We start from the raw sequence: 13,311 nt of genomic DNA, 5'->3' as shown, positions 1-13,311 counted from the left end.
CTCTTCCATCCTTCGCGAATACTATTCATTATTACGCGAGATTGCAGAGCGCTCTGATAAATCTGTGAACTGAGGTACTCAGGAGTTATATATTTATGTGTTGTTAAGCGAGGCAGCCATTGCCTCGCATTGGGTATAACTCGTTATTTATTCAGGAAGTAGCCATCTTCGATGGTCACTTTGAGCACCACTTTTCTTACCCGGTGATCACCGTGAAAGCGGTAGGCTCTGTTGTTATCAAAAATCGCGATTTGTCCCTCACAAAGCTCACGAGTCTCACCCTGACCAGAAAGGAACTCACGGTCGGTTTCATCTCGGTAGGCTTGTTCTGGCCGTAGATCGGTTTTGGCTGCGAACTCAATAGATTCACGCCCTTCCAGGTAGTAGTGAATGTCGAAGTAGCGGCGGTTACCTTCAAACAGTTCGGTCTGTTTTGTCCCGTCTGCAATCATGTAAACCAGCGAATCACCAATGGAATACATCACGCCCTCTTTGATATTGGTGATGTTTTCAATCGCTTCGACGCAGCGGTTCCATTTACGGCCGTCGCGGTACACGACTTTGAATTGCTCTAAGCTGTCTAACACGATCATGGGTTACGCCTCGTTTGCTGTTTGAGTGTTGGAATGAGTGAAGAACGCGTTGTCGAAATCATGCTTTGCCATGACCTGAGCGTTGCAATCGCCCGCCTGAAGCGGCATTAGTGTTAAGCCGTAACGGAATTGGTCCATGTATACGCGGTAAGAGTCGAGTACTTCGCTGCCCCAAGAGTTAGAGCCCAGCCCCATCACCTGATGGTCAAGGTTCAGCGTGATATAGCCGCTCTTCACCAGCTCAATCGTATGTTGCGCTTCATGCAGGTTTTGGTTGGTGTAGAACCAAGCACTGAAGTTGATCTCTTGCTGTGGTTTCACTAATAAACCGCTGCCGTGACGGTTAGTGAGCGATGCCCAGCGCACGTGCTGGCGGTTACCGTTGTTTTGCGGGAACGGGTAGTTCTCGAACATGTCTGTTACAGTGCTGTGGTAAACATCAATGAGGTTTGCCTGACGGCTATCCTGGTAGTTTTCCTCAGGGCCGCGACCGTAGTAACTGACTTGATCAAAGCTGCCGTTGATACCTAAATCCAAACCAATCACAGGGATAACGTGAGGGTAGTCGCCATAGCGCTCACCGCTCAGTTCTACATTCAGATGGCCTTGCGCGTTGATTTGGTAGCGGTAAGTACAGCGCATGCCAAAGTCGAATACAGGAGGCGCAATGATGCTGGTGGTTGTAATCAAAACCGAGTCACCTGCAGACTCTACTTTTAGCGTTCTGAAGTGCTCTTGCATGATTTGCAGGTGAGCGGGGTGCCACAGTCCTTCGTATTCTTGCTTGTGGTTATCAATCATCGGTTTGAAGAAGTTCAGTCTCGGCTCTGACTGAATCAGCTCTTCACCATTGACGCGCCAGGAAGTCAGTTTGCCGTTGACTTTAGAGAAGATCAGCGTGAAGTTGTGTCCTTCAATCACGTGGTCCAAACGGCTTTCAGTCACACTCAGCGGTTGCGCATTGTTATTGATAAATGCAGGTACGGAGGCGGTATTCTCTTTTAGCTGGAACTGGTAAACCGCAATATCGTGGTTCGCTTCGCTATAGAACGTGCGAGTGTCTTTGCGCACGGTGAAGTTGATGAAAGCTTCACGTTCATCCAGTTCTGGTAAATCGAGTTCTACTTGGCGTTCACTGTTCGCTGCCAGCTCTTCGACTTTGAACTGAACACTGCGCAGGGTTTCACCTTCTGCACGAACCTCTGCAGTGATGGTGTAATCATCTAGGCTGGTGAACCACAACTTGTTCTCGATGATGAAAGTTTTCTTGTTACCCTCAACCGCGCGAATTTTCACTGGAGCAATAACTTGCTTGTACTCTTTAAGGCCCGGCCCCGGTGTTTGATCTGGGTAGATCAAACCATCCATACAGAAGTTGTAGTTGTTCGGGTAATCACCGTAGTCACCGCCGTACTTATAAAACTCTTGACCGTCCTCATTACGAGCCAGGATGCCGTGATCACACCACTCCCAGACGTAATGGCCCTGAATATGGTCATGTTGGTAGAAGACATTTTGGTACTCAGTTAAACCGCCAGGTCCGTTGCCCATCGCGTGCGCATATTCACAGATGATGCGAGGCTTTTCGTGTGGATGTTCGCCAAAGTGGTTCATGAGCTGAGCGCGTGAATACATGGTTGAAATAACATCCACGACTTCTGCGTCACGGTCTTCTTCGTAGTGAACCAGGCGGGTGTCATCAATGGCTTTCGTCGCGTCGTACATAGCGCGGATATTACAGCCGTAACCAGATTCATTACCCAGAGACCACATGATGATTGAAGGGTGATTCTTTTGTGCGTGTACATGACGCTCAGCGCGATCAACAAACACCGCTTCCCAGGCTGGATCATTAGTTATACGGCTCAGGTCGCCAACATTGGCGAAACCATGAGTTTCTACATCGGTTTCTGCCATCACAAATAAGCCGTAAATGTCACACAGTTCATAAAAGCGCGGGTCATTAGGGTAGTGCGCGGTACGAACGGAGTTGATGTTGTGCTGCTTCATCAAGATCAGGTCTTTTTCTACTCGATCTATGCCTACAGCCCGGCCTTTTAAATGATCATTATCGTGACGGTTTACTCCGTGCAGCATTACGTACTGGTTGTTGATGTAGAACAGACCATCGCGAATTTTGATGTCACGGAAGCCAACGCGTTGCGGGATCACTTCAACCACAGTACCTTGCGGATCTTTCAGGGTAATGAACAGTTGGTAGAGATACGGGTTTTCAGCCGTCCAGTGAACCGGGTTTACCATATCAATCGCAAAACTGAGTGAGTTGCTGTTTTGGATTTGCAGAACTGTACATTGTCCGTCGGCAACAGAAACGCCTTTGTTCTGTAGGGTGTATTCCAGCGTGTATCCGGAGGCGAGCGATGAAGAGAGATTCTCCAGTTCGACCTGGCAATGTAGCGTGGCGCTTTGGTAATCGTCGGCGAAATCGGTACGAACGGTCAGATCTCGGACGTGAACCTGTTCTTTTCCGATTAGGTAAACGTCACGGAAAATTCCGGCTGTCCACCACATGTCCTGGTCTTCAATATAGGTCGAATCTGCCCATTGCATTACACGAACACAAAGCAGGTTTTCGCCCTGTTTAACGTACTGGGAAATATCGAATTCTGCGGTGAGGCGGCTGCCTTTACTGAAACCGACGTAGCTGCCGTTTACATACACTTCAAAGTAGGTCTCAACGCCGTCAAACTTGATGATGGTTTGCTTATCGTCCCATTGCTGACCCAGTGTGAAGGTGCGCTGATAAGCGCCAGTCGGATTATCGCTTGGTACAAAAGGCACATCGATAGGGAACGGGAAACCTTCGTCGGTGTACTGAAGATCGCCATGACCTTCCATCTGCCACATGTTCGGAACCGTAATCTGTCCCCAGTCTTCCATCTTTTGTGAGTAAAACTCATCAGGTACCAGAATCGGGTTGTTAAAGTAGTTGAACGTCCATTGACCGCTTAACAGCTTGAAGCGACTGCTCAGCTCGCGTTGAAAGGTCTGTGCATTTTGAATGGAGTCATATGAGAAGAAGTAAGCACGTGGTGCCATACGGTTCTCATGCAGGTGGAGGAAGTTTTCCCAGTTGTTCACGTTTGTTCTCCCCTCGGCTTAATCTGTTCCTTTCCAGCGAGGGTGCTGAAGAGGTCAAAAAAGATGCAGCCGATGTTATGTGAAAAAGTTTGTGCGTTATCTGGGAAAAGATTTTAGTAAAAGTTTTACTAAAATAAATCGGTAAAACTTTTTAAGTTTAACTTGATCACGTTTTATTGAATGATCACCGAACAAGGTGTGATCAGGGTAAAGGAATCGGAGTCCGGAGTTACAGGTGTCACTGGAGAGCTTGATTACTGCGAGTATTAGCGGGGCCAGCCCCTCAGTTTTTGCAGGGAAGACAGTGATTTACGGCGAATGGGATTTAGGACGGGAAATAAAAAAGCACTGAAAATTCAGTGCTTTGTTTAGTTTTCTTTACTTGGTAAGGGCGATAAATGGTTTATTTTGTTGTGCCGCGAAGCTTTAGCTTGCTTGGAACATGCACCTGCAGTGGTAACGCGCGGCCGTCACGGTATTTTTCTACCAGTAAGTTTACCCCCTGAATGCCCATCAACTCTGAATGAATACGGACCGTTGAGAGTGGTGGGAAGGTAAAACGTGCGGTTGGTATGTCATTTACGCTGATTAGTGCGATATCTTGCGGAATGTTTAAGCCAAACTCATGAATCGCACGCAAAACACCAATAGCAATCGAGTCCGAAGCAATAAACATCGCCTTAGGAAAATCGCCTTTCGCCAGCATGGCTTTAGCTAAGTCATACCCGGACAGGCTGGAAAAGTCGCCGCGGTAGATGTCGTTTTCCGATACAACACCTTTCAGGTTACCGTATTCCACAAACGCTTTTTCACGAATATCGGCTGTGTTGGGTTCGTCTTGTCCGCCAATGAAGCCAATGCGCTGGTAACCTTGTTCAACGAAGAAGTCGATCACCTGCTTACTGATCCGCGCCAGGTCGATATCTACACAATCGTACATACTGTCGTTGTCGGAGAAGTCGATGTAACAAATGCTGTCTGACAGACGTTTCGGCAGTTTGTTAATCACGCTTTTGTCCGTTTTACCGACTAAAAGGATACCGGTGACCTTCTGCGTTTCAACATCGATGACACTGTCGTAGCAATTGGTCAGCGTGATGCCCAGTTTATCGCACTGGGTTTCTATCCCGTGACGAATCGATAAATAGTAAGGGTCGTTCACTTCAGCTTCTTGCTTGTAGTTGTACAAGGCTAAAAAGTGGTGTTTTTGTTTTGTCTCTTTGGTGGCTTTTTTAGAACTGCTGGTGCGGTACTCAAGCTGTTCTGCAATCTCTAATATACGGTGTTTGGTTTCTTCTTTGACGCTCAGTGTCGGGTCGTCGTTCAACACGCGTGATACGGTTGCAAGTGAGACGCCGGCTTCAGTAGCGATATCTTTTAGTGTTGCCATGTATGCTTCCCGTTGGCAAAGCTCACTGTCCCAGTGAGATAAGCAATAATCCCCATATTGTAAACAGCTGTTTATGGATGCACAAACTTTTACTAAAACAGTGCGAGCTTTTGTAGTGTAGTGATGTTCAAAAAACGGTCCGAACAATCACAAACAGAGCTATTCCTCTCTTTCTACTTAGTTAAGGCTGTAGTCCAATTGTCGTGTAAACGTTTATACATGGCTGGATTGTTAATCTGAAATTCTTAACAGTATTAAATGCAATGAATCAATTTTTATTGAATATAGCCGATGGTGTAATTTTGTGGAAACGTTTACACAATTTGAGTTTGATCACGGATCTTGATCGGTTTTGGTTGCTAAACTTTTAGCCAGTTAAGAGGTAAGCGAATTTGCCTGGTGAATATGCTCAGGCAGGCTCAGTCAAAATCGGGCAGCAATAGCGGAGAAGTGAAAAGTGAAAGTTCTTGTCACAGGTGGTATGGGATACATCGGTAGTCACACATGTGTACAGATGATTGAAGCAGGTATGGAGCCGATCATTGTTGATAATTTGTCTAATGCCAACGTCGAAGTGTTAAGCCGTATTGAAGCATTAACAGGAACGCAGCCAGCGTTTTATCAGGGAGACATTCGTGATGAAGCCTTTTTGGATTCCGTTTTCGCTAAGCACGACATCCAGTCTGTCATTCACTTTGCTGGTCTGAAAGCGGTAGGCGAGTCAGTTGCGAAGCCACTGGAGTACTACGACAACAACGTTAATGGATCTTTAGTGCTCGCGCGCAGCATGCGTAAAGCTGGCGTGAAAAGTATTGTCTTCAGTTCATCAGCAACGGTATATGGCGATCCTGAGTGTGTGCCGATAACCGAGAGTTCTCCAACGGGTGCAACCACCAATCCATATGGCCGCAGCAAGTACATGGTGGAAGAGTGTCTGAGTGATCTGTTTAACGCAGAAAGCGACTGGAGCATTACTCTGCTGCGCTACTTCAACCCGGTAGGAGCACACCCGTCAGGCACCATGGGGGAAGATCCGCAAGGCATTCCAAATAACTTAATGCCATTTATTGCTCAGGTTGCCGTTGGACGCCGCGAGAAACTGTCGGTATTTGGCAGTGATTACCCAACTCCAGATGGCACTGGAGTGCGCGATTATATCCACGTAATGGATTTGGCTGACGGTCACATTGCTGCTCTTAAATCTGTTGGCGAGAAAGCTGGCTTACATATTTACAACCTGGGGACAGGTAAAGGTTCCAGTGTTCTGGAGATGGTCGAAGCATTCAGCGTGGCTTGCGGTAAACCGGTCGCGTATGAACTGTGTCCGCGCCGCCCGGGCGATATTGCTGAGTGTTGGGCGAGCACGCAAAAAGCGGAACGTGAGCTTGGGTGGAAGGCCACCCGCAGCGTTGCAGAAATGACCGCCGATACGTGGAAGTGGCAGTCAAATAATCCTGCTGGATACACCACTAAGTAAGTGTTGCCTGGTTGCAACTCCCATTTTATTGGGAATGCAAAGTAAAGAATATTTAAGAGTTGAGTAAGTAAGATGTCGAACGTTGAATTTAATCCAGTGGATCATCCACACCGTCGTTTTAACCCGCTAACCGGTCAGTGGATTCTTGTCTCACCTCACCGGGCAAAACGTCCGTGGAGCGGGGCAGATGAAAAGCCAGCGATGGACGAGCTGCCAAGCTATGAAGAGAAATGTTTCCTTTGTCCTACGAACGAACGTATCTCCGGTGATGTAAACCCTGATTATCAGGGTACCTATGTGTTCAATAACGACTTTGCTGCACTGATGGTTGATTCTCCTGATGCGCCGGAATCAGAAAATCCTCTATTCAAAACTCAGGGTGTACGTGGTCTGAGCCGAGTGATCTGTTTCTCGCCAGACCACAGCAAAACGCTCCCTGAACTTCCGGTCGACAAAATTCGCGGTGTGATTGATACCTGGAACGAGCAAATCGAAGAATTGGGCAAAGACTATGTCTGGGTTCAGGCATTTGAAAATAAAGGCGAGACCATGGGCTGCTCTCAGCCTCACCCGCACGGTCAGATCTGGGCGAATAGCTTCTTACCTAATGAAATAGAACGTAAAGAACATAACCTGAAAGCTTACTACCAGCAACACGGCAGTAATCTGCTGGTGGATTACGTGCAGGCTGAGCTGCAAGACGGTTCCCGAATTGTGGTGGAAACCGAGCACTGGATAGCGGTTGTCCCTTACTGGGCTGCGTGGCCATTTGAAACCATGCTGTTACCAAAAACGCACATTCGTCGTATGAACGAGCTGAGCGATGAGCAACGTGACGACCTGGCCGTTGCTATCAAAAAGCTGACCAGCCGTTATGACAACTTATTCCAGTGCTCTTTCCCTTACTCAATGGGCTGGCACTACGCACCGTTCTTTGAAGAGGGAACAGATATCGATCACTGGCAGCTACATGCTCTGTTCTACCCGCCACTATTGCGAAGTGCAACAGTTCGTAAGTTCATGGTCGGCTACGAAATGCTGGCAGAAAGCCAACGGGATTTAACCGCAGAGCAAGCGGCACAGCGTCTGCGAGATTTGAGTGATGTGCATTATAAAGAAGGTTCTAGGTAAAACAAAGGTCCTAGGCTCTAGGGAAGGAAAACTGAATACGGAGCTCTTCGCTTACGGAATACAGAAGGAAGGCTCGATCTCTGTAATCCGTATTCTGTAGTCTTTAATCTTTTCCTAGGAACTAGAACCTAGGACCTCAAAAACCTCGAACCTTAAAACCTAATTTCAAAATCAAAAATCGAGATTTAACTATGTCTGATCTAATCCAAAATGTGAAAACGTCTTTTGAACAAGTGTTGGGCTACGCACCAAGTCACATCATTCAAGCCCCTGGTCGTGTAAACCTGATCGGGGAGCACACCGACTATAACGATGGTTTTGTCCTGCCGTGTGCGATTAACTACCAGACGGTTGTTGCGGCAGCAAGGCGCGAAGACAACCTGATACGCGTAGTATCGGTGGATTATGACAATGCGGTTGATGAGTTCGATATTACTCAGGATATCGCCTTCCTGGAAAACAAAATGTGGGCGAACTACATTCGCGGTGTGGTGAAGTGTTTATTGGCTCGTGGCTATCAATTTAGCGGTGCTGACATTTCGGTCAGCGGCAACGTACCTCAAGGTGCGGGTCTGAGCTCATCAGCGGCACTGGAAGTGGTGATTGGTCAGACATTCAAAGTGCTGTTCAATCTGGAGATCAGTCAGGCGGAAATCGCGCTGAACGGTCAGCAGGCAGAGAACGAATTTGTGGGCTGTAACTGCGGCATTATGGATCAGATGATTTCAGCTGAGGGCCGCGAAAACCACGCCATGCTGCTGGACTGCCGCAGTCTGGAAACCGAAGCCGTGTCTATGCCGGAAGATATGGCAGTCGTGATCATCAACTCGAATAAAAAGCGTGGTCTGGTAGACAGTGAATACAACACGCGTCGTGAACAGTGTGAAGAAGCAGCTCGTATTTTCGGCGTTAAAGCACTCCGTGATGTAACCATAGAGCAGTTCAACGACAAAGCTTCGCAACTCGATGAAATGGTGGCAAAACGCGCCCGCCACGTTATCACCGAAAATGATCGCACAGTAGAGGCAGCACAGGCGCTGCGTGCAAATGACATGAAACGCATGGGCGAGCTGATGGCGGCGTCACATGCTTCGATGCGTGACGATTTTGAAATCACAGTTAAAGAGATCGACACCTTAGTTGAAATGGTCAAAGAAGTGATCGGTGATAAAGGCGGTGTGCGTATGACGGGCGGTGGTTTCGGCGGCTGTATCGTGGCACTGGTTCCACCTACACTGGTTGAAGAGGTTAAAGCCGTGGTTGAAGCGAAGTATGAAACGGCGACAGGCCTTAAAGAGTCTATCTATGTTTGCCAGGCAAAAGAAGGCGCTGGTCTGGTCGAAGTTTTGTAGGGGGAAGTGATGACAACACATTTTGAACAGTTAGAACAGGCGATGGCAGAAACCCCGTCATTTGACGGTCAGCCGGCAAAGCTAATCCATCTTACTAACTCAAATGGCATGACAGTATCGTTTATGGATATTGGTGCTACCTGGCTGAGCTGTACTTTACCTGTCAATGACGAATCTCGTGAAGTGTTACTGCGTTCAGAGAACATGGCTGAGCACATGAAGCAGGACGCTTACTTTGGTGCTATTGTCGGCCGCTTCGCTAACCGTATTGCAAAAGGTCAGTTTACCGTTGATGGCAACTGCTACCAACTCGATATCAATAATGGTGAAAACGCGCTTCACGGTGGCCTACAAGGTTTTGACAAGAGCCGCTGGACCGTTGCTGAACAAGGTGAACAGTGCGTGGTCTTTACGCTTCATTCAGAAGACGGCGATCAGGGCTATCCGGGTAATCTCGATGTTAAGGTCACTTACACCCTGACTGACGAGAACGAGTTGGTCATCGCCTATGACGCGACTATTGATAAAACATCGCCGCTGAACTTAACTAACCATGCTTACTTTAATCTGGCCGGTGAACAGAGTGATGTAAATGGATTAGAGCATTCCTTGCAGCTTCACGCATCACATTACTTACCAACTGATACAGGGTTAATTCCTACCGGTGAGCAAAAGCCTGTTGCTGGTACGAGTTTTGATTTCATCGAGCAAAAAAGAGTCGGGCAGGATTTTCTTACCGAACAGGATCAGAAGACCGCTGCTGGCTACGATCACGCCTTTGTGTTCAAGCCTGAAGTGACCGATGGTGTGTCTATCGCTGCAATTCTGATTGCTCCGCAAGAAGATGTGGTAATGAAAGTCAAAACCACTAAACCCGCTATCCAGTTTTATTCAGGAAATTTCTTAACAGGAACGCCGGGAGCGAGCAAAGTTTATCAAGCGTATGACGGTCTTGCTCTGGAAACACAGTACTTTCCGGACGGGCCAAACAAACCAGAATGGGGACTCAACAGTGGGGTGTTGAGCTCTGGGGACTGCTATCAGCATCAGACCGTATATCAGTTTGAATTTTAGATAGCGTTTTTGGTGGGCTACATGCCCACCTTTTTTTATTGCGGTAATCAAATTATTACACTTGTGCGACGGAATTTCGGCGTACCAGAGTAGGACTGAAAATCGCAGTTTCTTCTTCTACATTTTCATCTCGGGATAAGGCTAGTGCTAAACGCGCCGCGCGCTCTGCCATGATTTCGATAGGGTATCGGATAGTCGTTAGGCTTGGATGTACAAAGCGGGCAATTAAACCGTCATCGAACCCGACCATGGATACTTTTTCCGGTACGGCGATGCCGTTTTGATCGAGTGTCGCTAACGCACCAGCTGCCATGTGGTCGTTGTAAGCAACTACGCCTGTTATCTCAAGGGATTTAGTCAGCAGGTTTGTCATGGCCACTTCACCGCCGTCACTGTTTGGCTCGCCATATTCTATATAGCTTTTTGACAGCTCAATACCGTGCTCTAGAAGAGCGGCTTGATAACCATGCAGACGTTCTTTGGTATCTTCAATATCATGAGAAGAGGTGATGCATGCGATCTTAGTGTGCCCGTGGCGGATAAGGTACTCTGTTGCCAGATAAGCGCCTTTACTGTTATCCAGAGAGATACAGCGTTCAGCTATTTCAGGAATATGGCGGTTGATCAGCACAAGTCCTTTTACCTCTTTGGCATATTCGATCAGCTCTTCATCAGAAAGCCCTTTAGCGTGAATGACAAGTGCATCACAACGGCTGTTGACCAACAGCTCTAGAGCACGGCGCTCATCGCTTGCGTTGTGGTAACCGTTACCGATCAAAATATGTTTACCGTTTTCACGCGCTACATTATCGACGGATTTTACCAGGGTACCGAAAAAAGGATCAGAAACATCACTCACCAGTACACCAATCGTGTTGGTACTTTGGCTTACTAGCGCACGTGCAGCGGCATTTGGCCGGTAACCTAGTTTACGCATCGCGTGTGTCACTGCATCAATAGATGTCTGGCTCGCTTTTGGTGACTTGTTGATCACTCGTGAAACGGTCGCGACCGATACACCGGCTTCTTTTGCGACATCCTTGATGGTTGCCATTGGGGTTCCTTACAGCACTAGTAACGTAATTTAGGGTATTAAACACCTAATGTGTAACAAGTGCAATTTTCTATTTAACGTTATGACTAGTAAAGTGCTTATTTATTGTATTTATTGGTTTTATTTTTGTGTAAACGTTACACATTGAGGTGTCTAACTACCCGATTAAATGTGCTGAGCGATCAAAGCATCTATTAACTCATAGTGATGTTCTTGAACGCCCGCGAGGTTGCCGTACTTAGGAGCATGTCTGTCGTTCTCTTTCACGTGATGCCAGCCGACAGTATGACGGACAAAGTGCTCTGCAAAGGCGTGTGAAACTTCCAGACAACCTGCCAGAACGGTATCAACGTAGCTTTGCATAATCGGAGTGTTAGAGCAGGGAGGTAACGGCTCATCTTTCACATAAACCCAAATAGCATGCTCACGGTTAAACTCTGCTTCGGTCTCTATTTGGTCTGGATGAATCTGAATGCGGTGATAACCACGTTCGCGGCGATCAAACTCGGCTAAAGCCGTTTCATCAACTTCAAGTAGCACACCATTTACCTGACCTTCTCCTTCATTGACGATCAGCGGAGAAAGCGTGTAGCTGTCATCGATTTTTCCCCAATGGCGTACTAAGCCATGAGCGATAACCGGAATTGCACTGCCGGTCTGTCCGGTTAATTTGCGTGAAGCGGAATTTATCAGGCTGCCATAGCCGAATATATACATTTTATTAGTGTCCCTGTTTACTTTAGCTGTTTATACCTAACTCATCATTTAAGCACAATTATTACCTCTAAAGTATAATCTTAATTCTTAACATGTATATTTTATGTGTGTTTATGCTAGCATCAAGGCTGATGATGAAATGACCTGCACCTAGACGATCCTGAGGGCAAGATAATGCTGAATATCACTGATAAAAAAGTGGAAGAGAAAATCCCCGCGTGGCTACGTTTAGGGTTTAGACCGTTTTTCCTATTCGGCGCTATCTATGCCGTTATTGCGATTGCTCTGTGGGTATGGATGTTCAAGACCGGGCAACCCGATGCTCTAGCTGTACCGGCGCTGTGGTGGCATGTTCACGAAATGCTGTTTGGCTTCTCAATGGCTATTGTTGCTGGGTTTGTATTGACTGCAGTGCAGAACTGGACCGGAATCAATGGTACGAAACATTACACATTGTTCGCTATTTTTGGTTTGTGGCTTGTCCCCAGAATACTGTTTTGGACGCCAGCGCCATTATGGTTAACCAGCACAATAGAAGCACTGTTTTTGTTGTCTGTCGCTTATGAGGTGGGCATTCGTGTCTACCGCGTAAAAGGATGGCGTAATCTTTTTTTCGTACCGCTGTTCTTACTGGCGATATTTGCTAATTTCGCCAGTTATGCGACGGTGAAAGGTATGCCGCCATTTACGGCCTCAGCGGTCTGGCAAGCCATGTTGTGGTGGTTTACGTTACTACTTTCTGTGATGGGGGGACGGGTGATCCCATTTTTCACGGCGCGTCGTTTTAATTTCGAAAAAGCGCAACCTATGGTTTTACTTGACTGGTTTGCAAACCTGCCACTGGTGATGTTGTTTATCTTGAGCTTTTTCCCTGTAATATTCGCAGAGCTCGGCAATCCCCTAATGTTGTTTGCTGGTATCGCGCAGCTTATCCGTTTCTTGCGTTGGAGACCTTGGCTAACCTTAAGTGAGCCGTTAGTTTGGTCACTGCATGCTGCCTACCTGTGTTTAGCTGCGAGTTTATTGCTGCGTGGTTCATGGGGTGATGCATTTGCCGCCCATAACCTGATTCACTTGTTCTCGGTTGGCGCACTGGGTGGTTTGATTCTGGCGATGATCACTCGTGTTACCATGGGGCATACCGGACGCATGATTTATAAAGGTCCGAATATGGCCATTGCTTTTGTGTCTGTTATTGCTGCCGCTTTGGTTCGCAGCTTTGCGGTGATATTTGACCCGGCAAACATGATGCTGTGGATTGATATCAGTGGCGGGCTATGGATTTTAGCGTTTGGAATGTTTATCTGGCGGTTTGACGCTATGTTGGTGACTCCCCGCATTGATGGCCACCCCGGCTAACGACTTTTGATCTAGAAAGAGGAGCGCATGCTCCTCTTTATGTTTGATGGTTTTCAGACGGT

The 13,311-nt window shown here is 47.3% G+C and carries 10 protein-coding genes; 5 read left to right on the top strand and 5 right to left on the bottom strand.

Annotation, left to right across the window (positions count from 1 at the left end; all coding sequences use genetic code 11):
* Window positions 1-143: 143 nt before the first annotated feature.
* From KHN79_RS10480 to ebgR, 3 genes are all read right to left on the bottom strand, one after another.
* A complete protein-coding gene (locus tag KHN79_RS10480) occupies window positions 144-593 on the bottom strand; it encodes a beta-galactosidase subunit beta (RefSeq protein WP_182008746.1) in 450 nt (149 codons plus the stop codon).
* A gap of 3 nt (window positions 594-596) precedes the next feature.
* Window positions 597-3,695, bottom strand: a complete 3,099-nt coding sequence (gene ebgA, locus KHN79_RS10475; RefSeq protein ID WP_182008745.1) for a beta-galactosidase subunit alpha — start codon at window positions 3,693-3,695, stop codon at window positions 597-599.
* A gap of 403 nt (window positions 3,696-4,098) precedes the next feature.
* Window positions 4,099-5,085 (bottom strand): transcriptional regulator EbgR, encoded by a 987-nt coding sequence (ebgR, locus tag KHN79_RS10470; RefSeq protein ID WP_182008744.1) that lies wholly within the window; start codon window positions 5,083-5,085, stop codon window positions 4,099-4,101.
* Between the two features lie 457 nt (window positions 5,086-5,542).
* Here ebgR and galE point away from each other — a divergent pair, with 457 nt between their 5' ends.
* The 4 genes from galE (at window position 5,543) to galM (ending at window position 10,119) form a co-directional block, all read left to right on the top strand.
* A complete protein-coding gene (gene galE, locus KHN79_RS10465; protein ID WP_182008743.1) occupies window positions 5,543-6,562 on the top strand; it encodes a UDP-glucose 4-epimerase GalE in 1,020 nt (339 codons plus the stop codon).
* Window positions 6,563-6,634: 72 nt separating this feature from the next.
* On the top strand, window positions 6,635-7,693 hold the full coding sequence (locus tag KHN79_RS10460; protein ID WP_182008742.1) for a UDP-glucose--hexose-1-phosphate uridylyltransferase: 1,059 nt from the start codon (window positions 6,635-6,637) through the stop codon (window positions 7,691-7,693).
* A 191-nt stretch (window positions 7,694-7,884) separates the two neighbouring features.
* Window positions 7,885-9,045, top strand: a complete 1,161-nt coding sequence (gene galK / locus KHN79_RS10455; RefSeq protein WP_182008741.1) for a galactokinase — start codon at window positions 7,885-7,887, stop codon at window positions 9,043-9,045.
* A 9-nt stretch (window positions 9,046-9,054) separates the two neighbouring features.
* Window positions 9,055-10,119, top strand: a complete 1,065-nt coding sequence (gene galM / locus KHN79_RS10450) for a galactose-1-epimerase (protein WP_182008740.1) — start codon at window positions 9,055-9,057, stop codon at window positions 10,117-10,119.
* A 55-nt stretch (window positions 10,120-10,174) separates the two neighbouring features.
* Here galM and KHN79_RS10445 read toward each other — a convergent pair whose 3' ends face one another.
* Both KHN79_RS10445 and KHN79_RS10440 read right to left on the bottom strand, forming a co-directional pair.
* Window positions 10,175-11,173 carry a substrate-binding domain-containing protein gene (locus KHN79_RS10445; RefSeq protein ID WP_182008739.1) on the bottom strand — a complete coding sequence of 333 codons (999 nt, stop codon included), beginning with the start codon at window positions 11,171-11,173 and terminating at the stop codon, window positions 10,175-10,177.
* Window positions 11,174-11,338: 165 nt separating this feature from the next.
* Window positions 11,339-11,890 carry a gamma-glutamylcyclotransferase family protein gene (locus KHN79_RS10440; RefSeq protein WP_182008738.1) on the bottom strand — a complete coding sequence of 184 codons (552 nt, stop codon included), beginning with the start codon at window positions 11,888-11,890 and terminating at the stop codon, window positions 11,339-11,341.
* 174 nt (window positions 11,891-12,064) lie between these two features.
* Here KHN79_RS10440 and KHN79_RS10435 point away from each other — a divergent pair, with 174 nt between their 5' ends.
* Window positions 12,065-13,249: an NnrS family protein gene (locus KHN79_RS10435; protein ID WP_182008737.1), complete on the top strand. Its 1,185-nt coding sequence runs from the start codon at window positions 12,065-12,067 to the stop codon at window positions 13,247-13,249.
* Window positions 13,250-13,311: the final 62 nt, after the last annotated feature.

Origin of the sequence: Vibrio sp. B1FLJ16 (assembly GCF_905175385.1) — a bacterium.
GTDB lineage: Bacteria > Pseudomonadota > Gammaproteobacteria > Enterobacterales > Vibrionaceae > Vibrio.
The sequence above is the reverse complement of the archived record's forward strand: the minus strand, read 5'-3'. Positions and strand labels throughout refer to the sequence as shown.

Bases quoted from the DNA above. Each gene is read 5' to 3' on its own strand.
- KHN79_RS10440 (WP_182008738.1), bottom strand. From the start codon at position 11,890: ATGTATATATTCGGCTATGGCAGCCTGATAAATTCCGCTTCACGCAAA.
- KHN79_RS10445 (WP_182008739.1), bottom strand. From the start codon at position 11,173: ATGGCAACCATCAAGGATGTCGCAAAAGAAGCCGGTGTATCGGTCGCG.
- ebgR (WP_182008744.1), bottom strand. From the start codon at position 5,085: ATGGCAACACTAAAAGATATCGCTACTGAAGCCGGCGTCTCACTTGCA.
- KHN79_RS10460 (WP_182008742.1), top strand. From the start codon at position 6,635: ATGTCGAACGTTGAATTTAATCCAGTGGATCATCCACACCGTCGTTTT.
- galK (WP_182008741.1), top strand. From the start codon at position 7,885: ATGTCTGATCTAATCCAAAATGTGAAAACGTCTTTTGAACAAGTGTTG.
- galM (WP_182008740.1), top strand. From the start codon at position 9,055: ATGACAACACATTTTGAACAGTTAGAACAGGCGATGGCAGAAACCCCG.
- KHN79_RS10480 (WP_182008746.1), bottom strand. From the start codon at position 593: ATGATCGTGTTAGACAGCTTAGAGCAATTCAAAGTCGTGTACCGCGAC.
- KHN79_RS10435 (WP_182008737.1), top strand. From the start codon at position 12,065: ATGCTGAATATCACTGATAAAAAAGTGGAAGAGAAAATCCCCGCGTGG.